The 18,843-nt window shown below is 70.7% G+C and carries 17 protein-coding genes; 13 read left to right on the top strand and 4 right to left on the bottom strand.

Annotated elements, in window-relative coordinates; translation table 11 throughout:
* Positions 1-28 precede the first annotated feature (28 nt).
* Genes ABGB21_RS18565 through ABGB21_RS18530 form a run of 8 tightly spaced genes read left to right on the top strand, consistent with a single transcriptional unit; the run spans position 29 to position 8,930 of the window.
* A complete protein-coding gene (locus ABGB21_RS18565) occupies positions 29-1,156 on the top strand; it encodes a SagB/ThcOx family dehydrogenase (protein WP_347678688.1) in 1,128 nt (375 codons plus the stop codon).
* The gene (locus tag ABGB21_RS18560; protein WP_347678686.1) at positions 1,153-2,241 is read left to right on the top strand and encodes a SagB/ThcOx family dehydrogenase; all 1,089 of its coding nucleotides are present in this window, start codon (positions 1,153-1,155) and stop codon (positions 2,239-2,241) included. Before ABGB21_RS18565 ends, ABGB21_RS18560 begins: the two co-directional genes overlap by 4 nt.
* Entirely contained in the window at positions 2,238-4,025 is a 1,788-nt protein-coding gene (locus tag ABGB21_RS18555) for an alpha/beta fold hydrolase (RefSeq protein ID WP_347678684.1), read from the top strand. Before ABGB21_RS18560 ends, ABGB21_RS18555 begins: the two co-directional genes overlap by 4 nt.
* Positions 4,012-5,256, top strand: a complete 1,245-nt coding sequence (locus ABGB21_RS18550) for a hypothetical protein (RefSeq protein WP_347678682.1) — start codon at positions 4,012-4,014, stop codon at positions 5,254-5,256. Before ABGB21_RS18555 ends, ABGB21_RS18550 begins: the two co-directional genes overlap by 14 nt.
* Positions 5,253-6,620: an MATE family efflux transporter gene (locus ABGB21_RS18545; RefSeq protein ID WP_347678680.1), complete on the top strand. Its 1,368-nt coding sequence runs from the start codon at positions 5,253-5,255 to the stop codon at positions 6,618-6,620. Before ABGB21_RS18550 ends, ABGB21_RS18545 begins: the two co-directional genes overlap by 4 nt.
* Positions 6,617-7,207, top strand: coding sequence for a class I SAM-dependent methyltransferase (locus tag ABGB21_RS18540; RefSeq protein WP_347678678.1), 591 nt, complete (start codon positions 6,617-6,619; stop codon positions 7,205-7,207). Before ABGB21_RS18545 ends, ABGB21_RS18540 begins: the two co-directional genes overlap by 4 nt.
* Positions 7,204-7,731, top strand: coding sequence for a flavin reductase family protein (locus tag ABGB21_RS18535; RefSeq protein ID WP_347678676.1), 528 nt, complete (start codon positions 7,204-7,206; stop codon positions 7,729-7,731). The genes ABGB21_RS18540 and ABGB21_RS18535 overlap by 4 nt, the downstream gene beginning before the upstream one ends.
* On the top strand, positions 7,728-8,930 hold the full coding sequence (locus ABGB21_RS18530) for a hypothetical protein (RefSeq protein ID WP_347678674.1): 1,203 nt from the start codon (positions 7,728-7,730) through the stop codon (positions 8,928-8,930). The genes ABGB21_RS18535 and ABGB21_RS18530 overlap by 4 nt, the downstream gene beginning before the upstream one ends.
* A 117-nt stretch (positions 8,931-9,047) precedes the next feature.
* On the opposite strand, the gene ABGB21_RS18525 is transcribed toward ABGB21_RS18530, so the two are convergent.
* Positions 9,048-9,239: a DUF2795 domain-containing protein gene (locus ABGB21_RS18525; RefSeq protein WP_347653533.1), complete on the bottom strand. Its 192-nt coding sequence runs from the start codon at positions 9,237-9,239 to the stop codon at positions 9,048-9,050.
* Between the two features lie 100 nt (positions 9,240-9,339).
* Between ABGB21_RS18525 and ABGB21_RS18520 the strand changes: the two genes are divergently transcribed.
* From ABGB21_RS18520 to ABGB21_RS18510, 3 genes are all read left to right on the top strand, one after another.
* Positions 9,340-10,596 (top strand): erythromycin esterase family protein, encoded by a 1,257-nt coding sequence (locus ABGB21_RS18520; RefSeq protein WP_347653534.1) that lies wholly within the window; start codon positions 9,340-9,342, stop codon positions 10,594-10,596.
* Positions 10,597-10,711: 115 nt separating this feature from the next.
* Positions 10,712-10,963, top strand: coding sequence for a hypothetical protein (locus ABGB21_RS18515; RefSeq protein ID WP_347653535.1), 252 nt, complete (start codon positions 10,712-10,714; stop codon positions 10,961-10,963).
* Between the two features lie 76 nt (positions 10,964-11,039).
* Positions 11,040-14,246 (top strand): S8 family serine peptidase, encoded by a 3,207-nt coding sequence (locus tag ABGB21_RS18510; RefSeq protein ID WP_347678672.1) that lies wholly within the window; start codon positions 11,040-11,042, stop codon positions 14,244-14,246.
* A gap of 91 nt (positions 14,247-14,337) precedes the next feature.
* Here the strand turns inward: ABGB21_RS18510 and ABGB21_RS18505 are convergent, their stop codons facing one another.
* Complete coding sequence (locus tag ABGB21_RS18505) at positions 14,338-14,934, bottom strand: TetR/AcrR family transcriptional regulator (protein ID WP_347678670.1); 597 nt, start codon at positions 14,932-14,934, stop codon at positions 14,338-14,340.
* Between the two features lie 60 nt (positions 14,935-14,994).
* On the opposite strand from ABGB21_RS18505, the gene ABGB21_RS18500 reads away from it, so the two are divergent.
* Positions 14,995-15,369: a nuclear transport factor 2 family protein gene (locus ABGB21_RS18500; RefSeq protein WP_347653538.1), complete on the top strand. Its 375-nt coding sequence runs from the start codon at positions 14,995-14,997 to the stop codon at positions 15,367-15,369.
* 9 nt (positions 15,370-15,378) lie between these two features.
* On the opposite strand, the gene ABGB21_RS18495 is transcribed toward ABGB21_RS18500, so the two are convergent.
* Together ABGB21_RS18495 and ABGB21_RS18490 are read right to left on the bottom strand one after the other, a co-directional pair.
* Positions 15,379-16,587: a Cmx/CmrA family chloramphenicol efflux MFS transporter gene (locus tag ABGB21_RS18495; protein WP_347678668.1), complete on the bottom strand. Its 1,209-nt coding sequence runs from the start codon at positions 16,585-16,587 to the stop codon at positions 15,379-15,381.
* 482 nt (positions 16,588-17,069) lie between these two features.
* Positions 17,070-17,327, bottom strand: a complete 258-nt coding sequence (locus ABGB21_RS18490; RefSeq protein WP_347653541.1) for a DivIVA domain-containing protein — start codon at positions 17,325-17,327, stop codon at positions 17,070-17,072.
* A gap of 342 nt (positions 17,328-17,669) precedes the next feature.
* Between ABGB21_RS18490 and ABGB21_RS18485 the strand changes: the two genes are divergently transcribed.
* Positions 17,670-18,836 (top strand): helix-turn-helix transcriptional regulator, encoded by a 1,167-nt coding sequence (locus ABGB21_RS18485; protein WP_347678666.1) that lies wholly within the window; start codon positions 17,670-17,672, stop codon positions 18,834-18,836.
* Positions 18,837-18,843 lie beyond the last annotated feature (7 nt).

The raw sequence follows: 18,843 nt of genomic DNA, 5'->3' as shown, positions 1-18,843 counted from the left end.
ACCGTACGGTGGATTGCGAGGAGAGCTGATGGTCGTGCGCCTGAACCCCGCGGTGCGCCTGATCCCTCCGTCCGAGGTCTCAGGTGAACAGTGGGTCGCCGAGAATCTGTTGGAACGCAAGCGTTACCGAATTTCGCCTGCTGCGGCGGCGGCCCTGGTGGCCGCGAATCGCCCGCAGAAGCAGCAGGATCTTGCCAAGCGCCTGATGGAGATATCGGACAACGAATCCGGCGACTCCTGGGAACGTCTGATCGTCTCACTGTGCGATCGCGGGCTCATTGTCCAGGCGGCTTCGATCAGAGACGATCCGCAGTTGGCGTGGCTGGTCGCGCTTCGGCGCAATTGGAGCAGGTTCGGCTGGCACGAAGCGGCTGAATATCACCTTCTGTCGTACGACTATCCGTGTATCGACTACTCCGAAGCCGTCGCCTTCCTGACCGACCAGGCGCGGATGCGGGAGTACCAGACCACGGAACCCGACGCCGACCGGTACAAGCTCGACTACGTCGACCGGCCCGCGACGACACTGCCCGAGCCGACAGTGCAACTGCCCACCGCCGGCGCCGACGCGGCGTGGAGTGGCACGGTGACCCCGGTCGCGGTGGACGCCAGCACGCTGTCCACGGTGCTCTCCCTGACGTTCGGGCAGACCGGCACGCTCGTGCCGCGAACCGACTCCGCGCCGTTGCTGCGGCGCACCAGTCCCTCCGGCGGTGGTCGGCACCCGTCCGAGGGTTACCTGGCGGTCCTCGACGTCCCGGGACTCGACAACGGCTGGCATCACGTCACGATGAAGCCGTTCAGTCTCCGGCGGCTCGACCTGCCGCCCCCGGACGACGTGCTCGGCGAGCTGTTCCCGGAGACCGTCGAGCGCTTCCCGTTCCCCGCCCGGGCGCTTCTCGTCGTCACCAGCGTGTTCGAACGCAACATGTACCGCTACCGCGAGCCCCGCACCTTCCGCACCGTCCACATGGACGCCGGGCATCTCGCCGGAACGGCCTGGATCGCCGCCCGTTCATGCGGGCTCACCGCCGGCATCTACTACTGCGACCACGCGCCCCGGATAGAGGCGGCGCTCGGGCTGGACGGCATGGAGGAGGGCTACATGCTCACCGTGGCGATCGCGGACGGCGTCACCACCGGGAGGCCGTCGTGACCGGCTGGCCGGTGGGCTTCCGGGTACGCCCGAGCGCGGATCCGGACAGCGCCGACGTCGAGGTGACCGACACCGTGACCGGTCGGCGGTTCCGGTGGTCGCCGGAGGCGCTGGCCCGCTACATCCGGCATGGTGCGGACTGGGCGCCGACCGGCGACGGCGGAGGGTGGGCGACCGCCGTCCACGCCGACGACGATCGTCGCCACCTGGTCGCCGGCTGGCGGCATTGGCAGCGCCGCGGCTGGTACCCGTCCGACCAGTACTACGTCGCCTCCCGCCGGTGGGACTACGCCGACACGGTCGACGCGGACGAGGCGATCCGCACCGCGACCCTGCAGCGCTACCTCGAGGTCGACGGTCGACCGCCGGAGGAGCGCCCGCTCGACGGGCTCCGTACCGCGCTGGGGAAGCCCGCCGAGCCGACCGGGGATCCGGTCGCGCAGCTGATGGTCAGCCGCCGTAGCGGCCGGGCGTACGTGCCGAAGCCGGTCCCGGTCGAGCGGCTCTCCGGCCTGCTCTGGTACGGCCTCGCCGACGTGCGGGCCCGCCGCCACGGCACCGACCACGCCCGCCCGATGTCCTACTTGGACAGCTACGGCTCGGCGTGGGACTTCCACGTCTGTGTCTACGATGTCGCCGGGGTGGAACCGGGGGCGTACCGGTACGACATCCGAACCCACGAGCTGATCTCGGTCCGGCCCGGCAACCACCGGCAGGCGATGACAGACGTGCTGCAGGGCATGCGTTCCCCGGCGACGGCGGCGTGGACCCTCGGCATGGTGGCCGACTTTCCCCGCTACCAGTGGCGGTACCGGCATGAGCACGGTCTGCGTCGGCTGTACCTGGAGAGCGGGATCCTCGGCCAGCAGCTGGTCGTGCTCGGTTCCGCATACGGGCTGAGCACCCTGGTCACTCCGGCCCAGCGGGATCGGCCCTATCTGGCGTTGCACGGGCTGACCGAGGATCGGTACGCCCCGGTGTACACACTCACCACGGGCTGGTCCCGGGGTAGCGCCGGGGTCGACTTCATGGACGAGTCACGTCGTACGGATCTTCTGGCCCGCACGGACGCGTCGGGTCGATGAGCACGCTCGCCGAACTGAGACGGGAACTGCTCGCCTACGAGCGGAACACCTCGCTGCGACTCTCCCCGGACGGGCTCTCGATAGGGTTCGTGCGTACCGTCGACGCCGGGCAGGAACTCTGGCTGCGGACCGCCGACGGAGCGGAGGAGCGGCTCGCGGCGCATCACGGGGAGATGCTCGCGGACCTGCGCTGGGCCACCGACGGCACCACGTTGCTCTACCGGGCCACCCAACGGGGTCGGGAGGCCTGGCGGCTGCTGGCGTTCCGGTGTGCCGGGCAGGGCCAGGTGGAGTTGGCCGACCGGGTCTCCGAGTACTGGCTGTCCGTCGACGACCCCGACGCGGTGGTGTACTGCAGCCGGGGCGAGCTGTACCGGGTCCGGCTCGGCGGGCAGCCGGAGCAGGTGGCGCAGAGCGCCGGCTACCACCGCTGGCTGGTCGACGGCTCGCTGCGGCCGCGCGGCGGCACCCGGTTCACCCGGAGCGGGTCACTGCAGGTCCTCCTCGGCGAGGATCCAGGCGCGGCACGGGTCGTACTGGAGATCGACGTCGAGGGGGTCGTGGACCTCGCCATCGCGGGCTTCGGCCGGGACGGACGGCGGCTGTACCTGCTGACCAGCCACGGTGCCAAGACCCGGCGGTTGATCACGATCGACGCCGCCAGCGCGGTGGTGACCACGGTTTTCGAGGACCCGGAGCTGGACGTCGACAGTTATCCGATCGCCGGAGAGGGTGTCTGGTTCGATCCGACGACCGGCGAGCCCGACCTCTGCGCGGTGATGGACCAGCGGCTGCGATACCGACCGCTGGGACCCGGGCCGCGGGCCGCGCTCGCCGTGCTCGCCCGGACCCCGGACGAACCGCTGGTTCTCGTCGACCGTAGTGCCGACGACCGGACCTGGCTGGTGGTCCAGGTCCGGGACGACGGCCCGATCCGATATCGGCTGTTCAGCCCGGGCACAGGACGGTTTCGGGAGGTCTTTGTCAACCGTCCGGGACTGTCCGGGCGGCGGTTGCCCCGGCTCGCGGACTTCCACTTCGTCACCGGCGACGGCTGGAAACTCGGCGGATACCTGATGCGCCCGCTCGACACCAACCCGCCCCTGCCCACGGTCGTCATGGTGCACGGCGGGCCGGCCGGGCGGGACCTGTGGCGGTTCCACGCGGACGCGCAGTACCTCGCCTCGCTCGGATACCTGTCCCTACACGTCAACTACCGGGGGTCGAAGGGGTTCGGCATCGACTTCCGGCAGGCCGGCAACGGTGAGTGGGGTGGACGGATGCAGGACGACCTCTACGAGGCGCTCGGCGCCGGAGTGGCCGCCGGCCTCGTCGACCCGGCCCGGACAGCCTTCCTCGGCGCGTCGTACGGCGGCTACGCCTCGCTACTCGCCGCCTGCCTGCGCCCGGACCTGGTGCGGTGCGCCGTGGCGATCAGCGCCCCCTGCGACCTGGTGTCCTTCGTGGAGAAGCCACCGGTGTACTGGCAGCCGTTGTCGATCCTGCTCCAACGGCAGGTCGGCCGGGCCGGGCTGGAGCAACGCTCGCCGCAGCACGTACTGACCCCACGGTGCGCACCCGTGCTGCTCGCGCACGGAACCCGCGACCCCCGGGTGCCGATCGCCGAGATGGACCGGTTCGCCGCCCGGGCCGAGGAGATCGGCGTGCCGGTGCGCTATCTGCGCTTCGCGGACGAGGGCCACCACGTCAGGTCGAACGTCAATCGGGTCCGACTCTTCGCGGCCATCAAGGACTTCTTGGAGGAACACCTTGCAGACCGCTAGATTGCAGCTGCGTCGGCGCTACACACGTAGCGACCCCAAGGGCATCTTCCCGCACGTCGACGGCGTTCAGCCGGTCGAACACAACCGGCTTGCGGCGTTCTGGCGCCCGATCATCGACATGACCGACAGCGACCTGGCGCCGATGCGGCTGCGGATGGTCCAGCCGGTCTCGCAGTGGCTGGCCGAGCCGCCGGCGGACGGCTGGTCCTGGTTCGCGATGATCGGGGTGGCCGGACTACGCCACCAGGTGCTCCGGCACGCCGGCCTGACCGGGTACGACTGCCGTGAGCCGACCGGCCTCGACCCCGAACTGCGTACCCCGCAGTGGCAGCGGCTGCTCGACGCGATCGCCCGGTTCCCAGCCCTCGACCACCTCACCCGGTCACTGGTCGTCTTCCAGTTGGCGCAGCTCTCCTACTGCGAGTACGTGTTCAAGTTGGCCGGCGTCGTGACACCTGACGGCGACCCGGCCCACGACCGGTACGCCTACGAGGTGGCCCGGGTGCACGCACGGTTCCCCGGTCATGCCGCCCGGGCGCTGCCCGTCTTCGAGCAGCTCGCGACGATGGCCAAGGATCCCCTGCTCGCCCTCGCCTCCTGCGCGCAGGGCATCGGCCACACCATCCGCAGCGGCACCGAGATCCAGCTGGCCCAGCGGTTCGAGCGGTACGGTCAGCAACTCATCGACGCGGGCCTGCCCGACCGGTGGCACGCCTGGCTGGTACGCAGCCGGTTTCACCGGGCGGTGGCGCTGCTGCGCCTTGCCGAGCGGCGGGCGCCGATGATGCGGGCCGAGCTGGACCTGGCGCTGGAATACAGCGACCGGCTGTTCCCGGCGGTCGGCACCGACCTGACGGTGGCCCAGGAGAACCTGCGGATCCTCACCGAGTCGCAGATCAAGGCGGCGGCGCGGGCGCGGAGCCGGGAGTCGGCCGACGAGGTACGACGACTCTGCGAGCGGCTGGACGCGCTCGACCCGTACTGCATCGAGGCCCGACTGGTCGTGGCGGACGGGTTCGTCGAGATCGGCGACTACCCGGAGGCGGCCCGGCGGTACGCGCACGCCGGCGAACTCGGCACAGTCTCCGGTGCGATGGGCTGGTTCCGCGCGGCGCAGTGCTACGACTTCGTCGGCGACCGGGCCAACGCGGTGAACGCGATGGGACGCTGTCTGGAACTCGACGCCGCCGCGGTCGAGCCGCGTGAGCACCTTGCGGCGAGGGCGTCGTGACCGGCCCCGACCCGGGGCGTCCGGGCCGGCAGATCGTCACGCTGGCCGTGCCGATGCTGGTCGGTGCCCTCTCCTCGGCGCTGGCCGGGGCGGTCGACATCGGGATGATGGGCCACTACGCCGAGCCCGATCTGGCGGCCGTCGCCGCCGGGGCGGCGCTGTTCGACATCTTCGGTGGCGTCGTGCTCGCGTCGGTGACCGGCCACCAGATCCTCGCGGCCCGCTTCGCCGGTCGCGACGACATGGGCGGGATCCGACGGTCGCTACGGTCGTCCGCGGTCTTCTGCGGGGCCATCGCGGCGGCGCTCACCGCCGCGTGCCTGGCCGCCGGTGGACCGTTGGCCGCCCTGCTGGTCGGTGGCGACCGCCGGCTCACCCCGATCGCGGCGCAGTACCTCGCGGCGCGCGCCCCGACCCTGCTGCTGCTGGTCGGGTTCGCGCTGCTCGCGGCCGGCTTCAACGCGTACCGGCGGCCGCGCTATCCGATGGTCGCCGGGCTGGTCGTCGCCGGGACGAACGTCACCCTCGACTGGCTGCTGATCTATGGGCCGGGGCCCGCGCCCCGGCTCGGCGCTGCCGGCAACGGGCTCGCCACCACCCTGTCCTGGGCGGTCGGGGTGGCCTTCCTGCTGATGGCGGTACGGCGATCCGGGCTGATGTCGATGCTGCGCGGGCCAGCCGAGGCGGGGCCAGCGGACTTCGTCACCTCGGTGCCGCGGCTCAGTTGGCCGGCGATCGTCTCGACCGGCCTCGACTATCTCGGCGTGGCGGTGTTCTTCGCGGTCATCGGCGGACTCGGCGCCGTCGAACTCGGCGGGGGCCGGATCGCCTTCGAGGTGATGATCCTGATCTTCGGCGTGGCCAGCACCTTCGCCGCCGCCGGCCGGATCCTCATCGGTCGGGCGCTCGGCGCCGGGCGGACCCACGACGTACGCCGGTTCTGGCGGGCGGGACAGCTCACCCTCGTACTGCCCGCCGCCGCCCTCGGCCTGGGAATGGCCGTCTTTCCCGCAGCGGTGGCCCGGGTCTTCACCGCCATCCCGTCGGTGGTCGAGGCGGCCGGGCCGGCCCTGCTCCTGGTGGCACTCAGCCTGCCGGCGCTGGCCTGGGCGCTCGGCAACGTGAGCCTGCTGCGCGCGCTCGGCCACACCGACCGGGACATGTACGCCAATCTCGTCGCGGCGCTCGGCGTCCAACTGCCGCTGGCCTGGGTGCTGGCGGGGCCGGCGGGGCTCGGCCTCACCGGCGCGTTCCTCGGCGTGGCCGGGTACTGGCTGGCCCGCGCGGTGAGCACCGAGATCCTGGCCCGCAGAGCCGCCCCGCGCCCGATACCCGTACCAGCACAGGAAGGTGTCTCGGCATGACTGGTGACCTCCCGATCGACATTCCTCCTCTGGCGGCGAAGGCGCAGGCGATCGCGGACCGGGGACAGTGGCGGCTCTCCTCCGAACCCCGGACCGGCGCCCTGCTGCGTACCCTCGCCGCCAGCAAGCCCGGCGGGCGGATCCTCGAAGTCGGTGCCGGGCTCGGCGTGGGCTCGGCCTGGTTGCTCGCCGGGATGGACCCGGACGCCCGGCTGATCGGCCTGGAGGTCCATGCCAAGGTCGCCGGGATCTGCCGCGACGTCCTCGCGGCCGACCCGCGTGCGGAGATCATCACCACCAACGCCACCACCTGGCTGGAGGAGTACGACGGCCCGCCGTTCGATCTTGTCTTCGTCGACACCACCGAGGCGAAGTTCCACCGGCGTGACGTGGTCTTCAAGAACCTGGCCGACGGGGCCTTGTTCGTGGCGGACGACCTGCTCCCCAACGACACCTGGACGGCCGACCATCCGGCCCGGGTGGAGCGCTTCCGCAAGGAGATCCTGACCGAGCCGGACCTGGTGGTCACCATGCTGGACTGGGCCTCCGGCCTGGTGGTCGGCACCTACCGCAAGCGCCGGGGATGAGCGGCGTCGACACCCGGGACCCGGCGCTGCTGCCGGTGGCGCTCGACCCGACGGCGTTCCGGGCCGCGATGAGCCGCTTCCCTACCGGCGTCACGCTGGTCACCCGGGGCGGACCCGCGGCGCTCGAGGCGGTCACGATCAACTCCTTCGTATCGGTGTCACTCGACCCTCTGCTGGTCCTGGTGACGCTCCGAACGACCAGCCGGATGCGGGCGGAGCTGGACACCTGCGCCGGGTTCGCCGTACACGTCCTGGACGCCGCCCAGACCGAGTTGGCCGCGCTCTTCGCCCGCCCGGACCGGCCGACGGGCTCGGCGGCGGCCCGCCGGCTCGGCGCGGTCGCCAGCCCGGCCGGCAACGTGCTCCTCCCCGGCGTGTTGGCCACCTTCGAGTGCGAGCACTGGGCGAGGCATCCCGCCGGCGACCACGTGCTGTACGTCGGCGGGGTGGTCGCGATCCACCTGGCGCAGGGCGAGCGGACCCCACTGCTGTTCCACCGGGGTCGCTACGGGGCTCCCCGGTGACTCCCCTGAACCGGTTCTACCGGCGTAGCGACCCGCGCGGCCTGTTTCCCTACCTGCCGGGGGAGCCGACGCTTGCCCACAACCGGCTGGCGCAGTTCTGGCGACCGGTGATCGACCTGTCCGACACCGGGTACGCGTCGCTGCGGCTGCGTATGGTGGCGCCGTTGGCGGAGCGCCTCGCCCGGGGCGACGGTCGGTGGCCGTGGTACTCCAGGATCGCCGTGCCGGGGTTACGCAGCCAGGTGCTGCGGCACGCCGGGCTGCGCCGGTACGACTGTCGGGCACCGGACGGCCTGCCGGAGCAGCTGCGGACACCGGCGTGGACGAACCTGCTGCGGTACGTCGGCGAGTTCGCCGAGCACGACTACCCGGTCCGGTCCCAGGTGCTCTTCCACCTCGCCCAACTGTCGTACGTCGGTCCGGCACTCGCACTGGCCGGTGAGGTCGCGGTGACCGGGCAGCCGAGTCACGACCGGTACGTCTACGACGTGGCCCGGCTGCACGCCCGGTATCCCGGTCGGGCTCGCCACGCGCTGAGTCTGTTCACCGCGCTGGCCGACCACGGCAACCCGCTGATCGCGCTGAGCGCGAGGTTCCAGGGGATCGGCCACGGGTTGCGGGCCGGCGACACCACCCGAGCGGCGTGGTTCGCCGCGCCGGTCAAGCCGGCGGGGCTGGACGACTGGTACGGCACGCTGGTGCGTAGCCGTTTCCACCGGGCGCTCGCGTTGCTGCGTCTGCGGCAGGGGGACAGATCGTCGGCGGTCAAGGAGCTGGAGGTGGCCGGGCGCCTCGACGTCGAGCTCGCGGCCGACCCGGTCGAGCCGCTGGTGGCCCGGGAAAACACCCGGTACCTGCTGGAGTCACGGATCGAGGTCACCGGCGAGGGTGCGGCCGCCCTGGTCGCGCTCGACCCGTACTGCGTGGAAGCCTGGCTTGTCGCCGGAGACGGCCATGCCGCGAAGGGGGAGCTGGCCGTGGCCGCGGAACGGTACGCCCGGGCGGGTGAGTTCGGCACTGCCTCGGGCGCCATCGGCTGGTACCGGGCCGGGCAGTGTTTCCACCTGCTCGGCGACACCGGCCGGGCGGTCAACGCGATGGGTCGATGCCTCGAACTCGACCGTACGGCTGTCGAGCCGCAGGAGTACCTGAGCCGCCACAGCCCGACGGCGCGGCAGGCACCGCTACCCGGCGGTTGATCGTCGAGCACGGGTTCTCGTTCGTGGTGGTGCAGACCCGGGCCGAGGCGTCCGCGACCGTGGTCGAACGGGTCGAGGCGCTGGTCTACCCGGCCGGCTGAGACCCGGCCGGACCGGTCAGGAGAGTTCGATGATCGCGTCGCCGACGTCGTTCGGGGACTGGAACTGGTCGACGGGGAGGGAACGCAGCAGTTGCAGGGTCTCGGTGTCCAGGCCGGTCTCCTGGCCCCACCGGATGAGATCCTCCTTCGACACCGGATAGTCCAGGCCGGAGAGGTAGTCCTGCAACTGCATCGCGTCCAGCTTCATGACCGGGGAGATACCCCGGGGGGCCGTCCGTATGCCAGGGCGGTCCGGCCGGGTGGCCGCTGCCGCGTTTGTTCACCGGCCGGCCGGGGTAGCCGTGGGCATGTTGGTGGAGCGGCTCGGGGCGCCGGGCGACTTCGACCCGCTGCTGGAGCGGGTCGGCTCGGCCCGGGTGGTGATGCTGGGCGAGGCCAGCCACGGCACGTACGACTACTACCGGCTGCGCGAGCAGTTCACCCGACGGCTGATCGTCGAGCACGGGTTCTCGTTCGTGGCGGTGGAGGGCGACTGGCCGGACTGCGACCTGGTGCACCGGTCGGTCACCGCCGCGCCCGGCGCCGACGCCGACCCGCAGAGCGCGCTGGAACGGTTCGTCCGCTGGCCGACCTGGATGTGGGCGAACGCCGAGGTGGTCCGGTTCTGCCGCTGGTTGCGCGCCTGGAACCTGGAGCGGCCCGAGCCGGCCCGGGTCGGCTTCCACGGCCTCGACGTCTACAGCCTCTGGGAGTCGATGCAGTCCATCCTCGACTACCTTGGGGAGGAGGACCCGGCGACGCTTGAGGCTGCCGCCGAGGCGTACCGCTGCTTCGAGCCGTACGGCAGCCGGATCGAGGAGTACGGCGTGGCCAGCCGGTTCGTCTCGGCCCGCTGCGAGGACGAGGTGGTACGGCTGTTGGCGCGTACCCGGGAACGGGCCGCCCGGGACGGCGCGGACAGCTTCTCGGCGTGGCAGAACGCCGCCGTGGTCGCCGGAGCGGAGAAGTACTACCGGGCGATGGTCGGCGGCGGCCCGCAGTCGTGGAACGTCCGGGACACCCACATGGCCGACACCCTGGACCGGCTGTTGGACCGGTACGGCCGGGACGCGAAGGCGGTGGTCTGGGCGCACAACACCCACGTCGGCGACGCCCGGGCCACCGACATGTCCCCGAACGGGATGGTCAACATCGGGCAACTCGCCCGGGAACGGTACGGTGCCGACGACGTTGTCCTCGTCGGCTTCGGCAGCTACGAGGGAACGGTGGTCGCCGCGCCGCGCTGGGGTGCCCCGTGCGAGGTGATGACCGTGCCGCCGGCCCGGGGAGGTTCGCTGGAGGAGCGGTTCCACACCCTGCTCCCGGACCGGGCGCTGCTGATCCTCTCGCACGGCGACCAGCCGGAATGGCTGGTGCAGGAGGCCGACCACCGGGCGATCGGCGTGGTCTACGACCCGTCGTTCGAGGCGTGGGGCAACTACGTGCCGACCCGGCTCGGCGACCGCTACGACGCCTTCGTCTGGTGCGACCACACCACTGCCCTGCACCCGCTGCCGACCTGGGTCGCCTCCGGTGAACTCGAGACGTACCCGTCCGGGGTCTGACCGAGCAGGTTTCGAAGTCGTGCGCTGACCGCCGCCGACATGCTCCGCCCGTGAACCTTTTTCCCGCGGCCTGCGGATAACAGGTGATGAGTTTCGGGCCCGCGGAAGGTCGTGCATGAGTTGGTCACAACGAGTCAAGGCTGCCGATGTCGGCGTGCTGACGGGCGCGGCGGTGATCGCGCGGTCCGTCCGGGATCCCGAGAGCTTCGCGACGATCTCCGTTAGGTGTGCGCCGTACGTCCGCCGCTACCTGGCGAGGCGGCTCGGATCCGGGATCGCCGACGACCTACTCGGCATCTCGGGCGTCGCGGGAACCTTCGCCGCACTGGTCCTCACCGTCGTCGACGAGGTCGGTCAGACCGGCTGAGCCGCGTCCATCCGGGTGGTCTGCGTCGGTGCGGCCCGCTCTCCCTCGTTTGTCCACAGTAGAGTCGGAGTTGTCGATGCGAATGAGACCGGCCCTGTCGGGGCTCCTGGCCGCCGTCACGGTGTCATCCGGTGCGGTCGTGCCGGAGGCGGTGGCCAGCCCTGTGGTGGCACAGCCACCCGTTTCTGCGGGGGTGACCGTCACGTTGTTGACCGGGGACACCGTGACGGTCAGCGGTACCCGGGTGCTGAACGTGCGGGCGGCGCACGGCCGGGAACACATGGTGTTCCACACCTACACCGACGAACGGGGCGACATCAACGTCGTACCCGAGGACGCGCAGGCGCTTCTGGCGCAGGGCAAACTGGATCCGCGGCTCTTCAACGTCACCGAGCTTGTCGAGGCCGGGTTCGACGACACGTTGGCCGACCGGCTGCCGCTGATCGTCGACCACGCCGGGCCGGCGCCGCGCAGCACGGCCGCCCGGGTGAGCCGTGAGCTGCCAGCCGTGGGCGCCACGGCTCTCTCCGTGGAGCGTTCCGCCGCGTACTGGCCGACGGCACGCACCGCCGACCGGGTCTGGCTCGACGGGCGGGTCCGGGCGGCGCTGGAACACTCGGTGCCGCAGGTCGGCGCGCCGGCGGCCTGGGCTGCCGGACACACCGGCGCGGGCACCACGGTCGCGGTGCTCGACACCGGGGTCGACGCCACCCACCCGGATCTCGCCGACGCGGTGGTGGACGCCCGCGACTTCACCGGCGGTGCCGACCCTGACGACCGGAACGGGCACGGTACCCACGTCGCGTCCATCGTCACCGGTGCGGATCCCCGGCACCGGGGAGTCGCGCCGGACACCCGGATCCTCAACGTGAAGGTGCTCGCCGACGACGGCTTCGGGAGTGAGTCCGCAGTGCTCGCGGGCATGGAGTGGGCCGCGTCGCAGGGCGCCGATGTGATCAACATGAGTCTGGGCGGCGGCCCCAGCGACGGCACGGACCCGTTGTCACAGGCGGTGAACGAACTCACCGCCCGGACGGGGGCGCTGTTCGTGGTCGCGGCGGGCAACGAACCGGCTTACGTCGACCTGCCGGGCACGGCTGATGCCGCACTGACCGTGGGCGCGGTCAACCGCGACGACGAACTCGCGGAGTTCTCCGGGCGCGGCCCGCGGCTCCTCGACGGCGCGATCAAACCGGACATCACCGCGCCCGGCGTCGACATCGTCGCGGCCCGGGCCAGCAACGGCGTGCTCGGTGAACCGGGGCAGAGCCACATGCCGCTCTCCGGCACCTCCATGGCCGCCCCGCACGTCGCCGGCGCGGCCGCGATCCTCGCCGGAGCACACCCGGACTGGAGCCCGGACCAGATCAAGGCCACGCTGATGGGCAACGCCGTGCCGAAGGACGGACTGACCGTCTTCGAGCAGGGCGCCGGTCGTCTGGACCTCGCCGCGGCCGTCAGATCGACGGTGGTCGCCTCGCCGACGAACCTCAACCTGGGCGCGGTGCGGTGGCCGCACCACGACAACACCCCGATCAGCAGGACCCTCACCTACACCAACCTCGGCACCGGCCCGGTCTCGCTCGACCTCGCGGCCGACGTGGTCAGCGAGGACGGGGCCCCGGCCCCGGAGGGCATGTTCACCTTCGCCCCCGCGTCGCTGACCGTGCCGGCCGGTGGCCAGGCGAGCACCACGGTCACCGCCGACACCAGCTTCGACGGACCCACCGGCGCCTTCACGGGCGTGGTCGTCGCGACCCGGGACGCGTCGAGCGGTGGCGGTGCGCTCCGCACACCGGTCGCGGTCCACCGGGAGATCGAGAGCTACGACGTCACCGTGAGCGCGATCGGGTACGACGGAGCGCCGAGCGACGAGTACCGCTACCGGTTCGTCCCGATCGATCACGTCGGCATCTACAAGGGCTTCGCCACCGGCCCGATCACGCTCCGGCTGCCTCGCGGGGAATACACCTACACCGGGTACGTCCCGGACGCGGCGACCGGTCGCCTGGCGGACTTCGCCGAGCCGACGTTCATGGTCACCCAGGACACCGAGGTGGTCTACGACGTCCGGGAGACGGTGCCGGTCGACATCACGATCGACGATCCGACCGCCCGGCACGTCCACAGCCAGCTCGACTACGGACGCGAACTCGGAAACGGACGCGGCTACGTCGGCACGACGACCCTGGTGCCGGCCGGGCGACTCCCCGACCTGACCGTCAAACCGTCGGCCACCCGGCACGACGACTTCACCTTCACCGTCGAGACCCTCATGGCGCGGTGGAACGGCGAATCGTTCGACAACAGTCCCTACCTGTACCAGCTGAAACGTGTGGACAACGGCATTTCGCGTACACCTGGATGGCACGACCGGCGACAGGAGCTCGCGCATGTCCGGTCCGAGCACGCGACGAGCACACCCGGCGCGACCGGGCTCCGCGAGTTCGACGTCACCGTCCCACTGCCCGTCACCCTGGACGAGTACTACACCCCGGACGTGCCGTGGAACTTCCGCAGCTTCAACGAGGTGATCGACGGCGACATCCGTACCCAGTTCATGCAGTACGCGCCGACGGTGTTCCGCCGGGGCAGGACCACCGCCGTCCGCTGGAACGTCGGCGTGTTCGGACCCGCCATGGCCGGCGCCCAGTACGGCGGCGGAGCGTCATTCCGGAACCAGGACCAGCTGTACCTCCAGCAGACGCTGGTGTCCGACCAGGGTCGAGGTCGCTGGGGTGACGGGTTCCTGCCCGGCAAGACCCAGCTGCTGCGCGACGGTGAGGTCATCGGCGAGTCCGACGAGGCGACCCGTGGCGTGTTCGAGGTCGGACCGGAAGACGCGGTGTACACCGTACGTACCACCGCGGACCGGTCCGCCTACGCCCGCCTCTCCACCCGGATCGACGTGGAGTGGACGTTCGCCTCGCAGCGCCACGACGATCCCCTGTACGCCAGCTACCTGCCGCTGCTGGCGGTACGGTACGCACCGGACCTCGACAACGAGAACGCCGCCCCCGCCGGCGAGCCGTTCACCATCCCGGTCTCGGTGCAGCGCAACGGCAGCGACCACCCCGGGCAGATCTCCACGCTGACCGTCGAGGTCTCCTACGACGACGGCCGGAGCTGGAAACCGGTGACGGTCACGCGGCAGCGCGGTCAGTGGGCGGTCACCGTCGACCACCCGGTGGGCGCGGAGTTCGTCTCGCTGCGCTCGGCGGTCACCGACTCCGACGGCAACGCACAGGACCAGACCATCATCCGGGCCTACGCCCTGCGGTGACGGAACTGGAGACCTGACCCTCGGGGGTCCGGCCCGGCACGTCGCCGGCGGCCGGGCCCCCGACGGGGGTCGGGTCGGCGTACGGGAGTGATCAGGTCTCGTGGACGCCGTACAGGCGCAGGATGCTGTGTCGCAGCGCCGTCGCCGTCTCCGTGGTGGTCATGCGGCCGGCGGCCACCTCGCCACCGGCGGCGTGACCGAGTGCGATGGTCGCGGAGACCAACCAGGCCGGGCTGAGGCTGCTGTCGAACTCGCCGGCGGTCTGGCCGTGTCTGATCAGCCGCTCCAGCCGCTCAACAACCGGGGCATGCTGACGGTCGGCGTCCGCCTGGTCGACGGCGGCGACCGACGGGTGCAGGAGCAGCGGGTACCGGTCGAACAGTCGCCAGGTGACGTCGAGCCAGCGCAGCAGTGCCTCGGTGACGCTGTCGGTGTCGGAATCGGCGGCGTCGAGGGCGGCGACGGCTTCGGCGGTGATGCGGTCGACGACCGCGGCCACCAGCAGCGGTCGGGAAGGGTAGTGGGCGTACACGGTCTGGCGGGTGACGCCGGCCGCGGCGGCGACCTGTTCCACTTTCGCGTCGGGATGCCGACCGAGCACGTGGACGGCGGCGTCGAGCACGGCTGCGGCACTGCGCTCGGCATCCGAGCGCCGCCGCCGGCGCCGACCGTCTGCTATCTCTGACACGTTGTCTAATCTACCGGGCGGCGTTATCGTGGACAGCATGTCAAAGATAAGAGGGATGGCATGACGCCCCGTACCGACCTGACCGGTTATCTGCTGAGGTACCCGGAGGAGGCCGGGCTGGGCGAGGAGGACCCGGCGACCGTGCTGGACCGCTACCACACGCCGGACTACGAGCTGATCAACGACGGCGTGCTGTTGGACCGGAAGCGGCTGCTGGACCACATCCGTCCGGCCCGCAAACGGGCCACCGCCCTCCGGGTCGAGGTGGAGCAGGCGTTGGTGGACGGCGACCAGGTCGCCGCCCGGTACCGGCTCATCGCCGAGCTGCGCAAGGGCGGCACTATCAGCACCGAGATCTACATGTTCGGCGAGTTGGCTGCCGACGGTCGGCTGCGCCGCGCCATCCAGGCCACCCGCACGATCCCATCCGACTAGGTTCTGTCTTCACCCGGTCGGCGTCCTCGCGGGCCACCCGGATGTCCCGGCACTGCAGTTCCGTCTCATCCGCCAGCCGGTCCGGAAACCCGTACACCTCGTCCGGGTCGAGGCCACGCCGTCACTTCCCCCGACCGAAACGTACGGCTCGGATCTCCGTCGGGGCCGGCAGCGCTCGATGAGTCGCCGCCGTCCCTCGACGCTCAACGGAGCGGTCGCATACGACCCTCCCATGGTGGGGGCGCCTGCTGCCTCATAGAGCACTCTCGCGATCAGGGTGCTGCCCAACGCGAAGGAGAGCGTGCCCTGCACGAACACGAGGAGCAGAAGCGCCACCGGTTGGGCAGCCAGGGTCGCCAACGCGACCCAGCCGAGCAGCAGCAGCGGGCCACCGACTGCGATCACCATGCCGGAACGTTGATCGGAGAGCCGTCCCGCGAGGGTGACGCCGACGAAGGACCCGCCACCAAAGAGCACCAGCACGACCGAGACCCACAGCTCACCCAGGCCGGCGGTGTCGGTCACGATCGGTGCCAGGAAGGTGAACGTGGCGAAGGTGGCAGCGTTGACCAGGGCGCCGAGCAGCATGACCAGGACCGGTCTGGGCATCGCGAGCTGGGCGATCTCGTCCCGAAGAGACGGGCCGGCCGACGTGTCTCGAGGGGTCTTTCCGACCCGGGCCGGGATGCCTTTCACGACGCCGAAGGCAGCGGGAAGGCAGAGCAGTGCGATCGCCCAGAAGGTTGCCCGCCAGCTGAAGACTGTGCCGAGCACCGCACCGCTGGGAACTCCAGCGATGGTGGCCGCCGTCGTACCCGAGAGCAGCACCGCCAGCGCGCGCCCTTTCTGGTCAAATGGGACGAGGTTGGCCGCCGTGCTCAGTGCCACGGCCAGGAAGCCCGCGTTGGCCCCGGCGGCGACCACCCGGGTGACAAGCAAAACTGCGAGACTCGTCGTGAGGGCCCCCACGACGTGGACTATGGCGAAAACCAGCACGAAGCCCAGCAGGCTGGCCCGGGCAGGCCACCGGCGCGCGAGCGCCGCCATCAGCGGTGCGCCGATGATCATCCCGACAGCGAACGCCGAGGTCAGAAGCCCGGCGGCCCCGATTGACACGTCGAGGCTTGTGGCGATGTCTGGCACCAGGCCAGCGAGCATGAACTCCGAGGTGCCCATGGCAAAGACCGCCACGGCAAGCAGGTAGAGCGGCAGAGGCATCAAGAACTCCGAGGTGAGAGAGAACGGGGAGACGTCTCGTCACCGCGGCCAGCGCCCAAGGGTGTGCGCAGATGCCCATGCAGCGAAGGCTGCTGGGAAGCGGACTATGAACTCAGTGGTTCAGGGGGCTGGCGGCGTGACCGAAAGCCCCCACCTTGGATGCCTCAGGGCTCGACATGGCGCAAAGACTACTCAAATCCACCGGTCATCACGCAACTGGGTTCCGCCCGGGGCGCGTGTCGTCAACCTCGTGCCTCCCAACTTCTAGGGACCGGCCCAAAGGCGGGGCAGGTCATCGAGGCGACCGGCGAGGACCAGTCGCTCGTACGCCCAGCGCCATTCGTCACAGCGGTTTCGACCGCACCGCACACAGACGCCGGATTCCCGATCGTTGGCGTGTTCAAGCAGCGTGTCCCGGAAGCGCGCGGCCATCTCGTCGGTGACCTCGACAGCCGCTGACGGTCGTCTGCCCGAGGGCTCGCTCATCGCTGCCGCCCACCACGCCAGCGTTGGTCGACCGCCCGGGCGTTCCGGGTCTGCCAGGTCCGCAACGCGGCCTTCACCCGGTCGGCGTCCTCGCGGGCCACCCGGATGTCCCGGCGCAGCAACTCCATCTCGTCCGCGAGCCGGTCCAGGAACCCGTACACCTCGTCCGGGTCGAGACCACGCCGCCACCGACCACGACCGAAACGAACAGATCTGACCTCCGCCGGGGTCGGCCTCGGATAGCGTGCGCTCACCGTCGCCCACCACCATCCGGAAGTACGCCCGGCAACTCGACAGACGCAACACCATCGGATTCCGCCCTCCGGGCGGCTGCCACCAACACCACGTTGCCCCCTGTTGTCGATCCGCTTCTGGGTGGCGCCGAGGCGGACGGGGTCGGCAGCCCGCCACGCCGGCTTGGCGGGAACCGGTGGCCCAGCATCCGCCCCGGGCCGTGTCATCAGCCTGCTGCCCAAACGGTGGGCCGGCCCAGCGCGTGACTTCGGCGGAAATGGCGTAGGAACGTTGCAATACGATCAGCGATATGCGTAACTGTCCGAGGCTGTTTCCGTGACATGTGGGCGGGGAGTTCACTGATGGCCTTGAAAAGGCAGCGCCTCGCGGACAGACGCAGGGCGGTCGGACACACCCAGGAGAGCCTCGCCGAGAAGCTCGGGGTGGACCGCACGACGGTGGTTCGCTGGGAGCGGGCGGAATCCGATCCGCAGCCGTGGGCCCGCCCACGCCTCGCGGACGCACTCCAGGTTCCGTTGGAGAAGATCACCGAACTGTTGGAGGATATCGGCGAGGTCAATACTCGCCGCACCGAACGCCTCGGGCATGCCCTGAGATCGCCCCGGGCTGTGGACCTGGCTACCGCGGCTCAACTCCGCGACGAACTGGATGTGCTGACGTTGCGCTACGACAGCACCCCGTCCACAGCGCTCCTGCCGAACGCCGTCCGACTGCATGCCGACATCGCGTTGTTCCGGGCACACGCCTCGGCGGTCGAGGTGCGGCGTGCCTTGGCCCGAGTACACGCCACCTCGTTGATTCTGCTGGGTCAACTCGTCTGGGACGCCTCGCAGCGTCGGGACCGTACGACCACGGTGGCCTACTACGAGCAGGCGACCAGTGCGGCGCGGCAGGGAGACGACCTGCTGCAGGAGGCACACGCACGGCTGCGGAGCGGTTATGTCGCCCTCTACGCCGACCGGGACCCGAGGCGCGGCCTCGCCCAGGCAGCGCAGGCGACCGAATTGGCGCACCGCTTCGGAAGCCACGCGCTCGCCGGACTGGCCACGCTGCACGTCGGTGAAGCCCACGCCATGCTCGGAGACCGATCGGCGTGCGATCGGGCGCTCGGCGATGCCGGACGCGAGCTGGGCGTGACACCCGAGACCGACCCCTGTCGTCCGTTGGTGGCGGCCGCCCAGTTTGCCCGGGTGGCTGGCTCCTGTTACCTCTCCCTCGGGGATGCGCGGAAGGCGGAAACCCTGCTCGAAGCGGCGATGACGCAGCTGTCGGACCGGACGAAGTCCCGAGCGATCACCTCCGGCAACCTCGCGCTGGCGCGGTTGCGGCAGCGCGAGATCGACGGGGCGGTTGTCGCGTTGCACGCGGGCGTTGACGTGGTCGAGCGGACCCGTGCGGGCGGCGGTATGAACGTCCTGTTCAAGGTAGGACGCGAGCTGCGTCCATGGCGCGGCCGTGTTGACGTACAGGAAGTTACGGACCGACTGTTCCAGCTGATGGCTGGGTGAGGACACC

The sequence above is a fragment of the Plantactinospora sp. B24E8 genome (assembly GCF_039871735.1).
Classification (GTDB): domain Bacteria; phylum Actinomycetota; class Actinomycetes; order Mycobacteriales; family Micromonosporaceae; genus Plantactinospora.
This window is presented reverse-complemented; position numbering and strand designations above follow the sequence as displayed.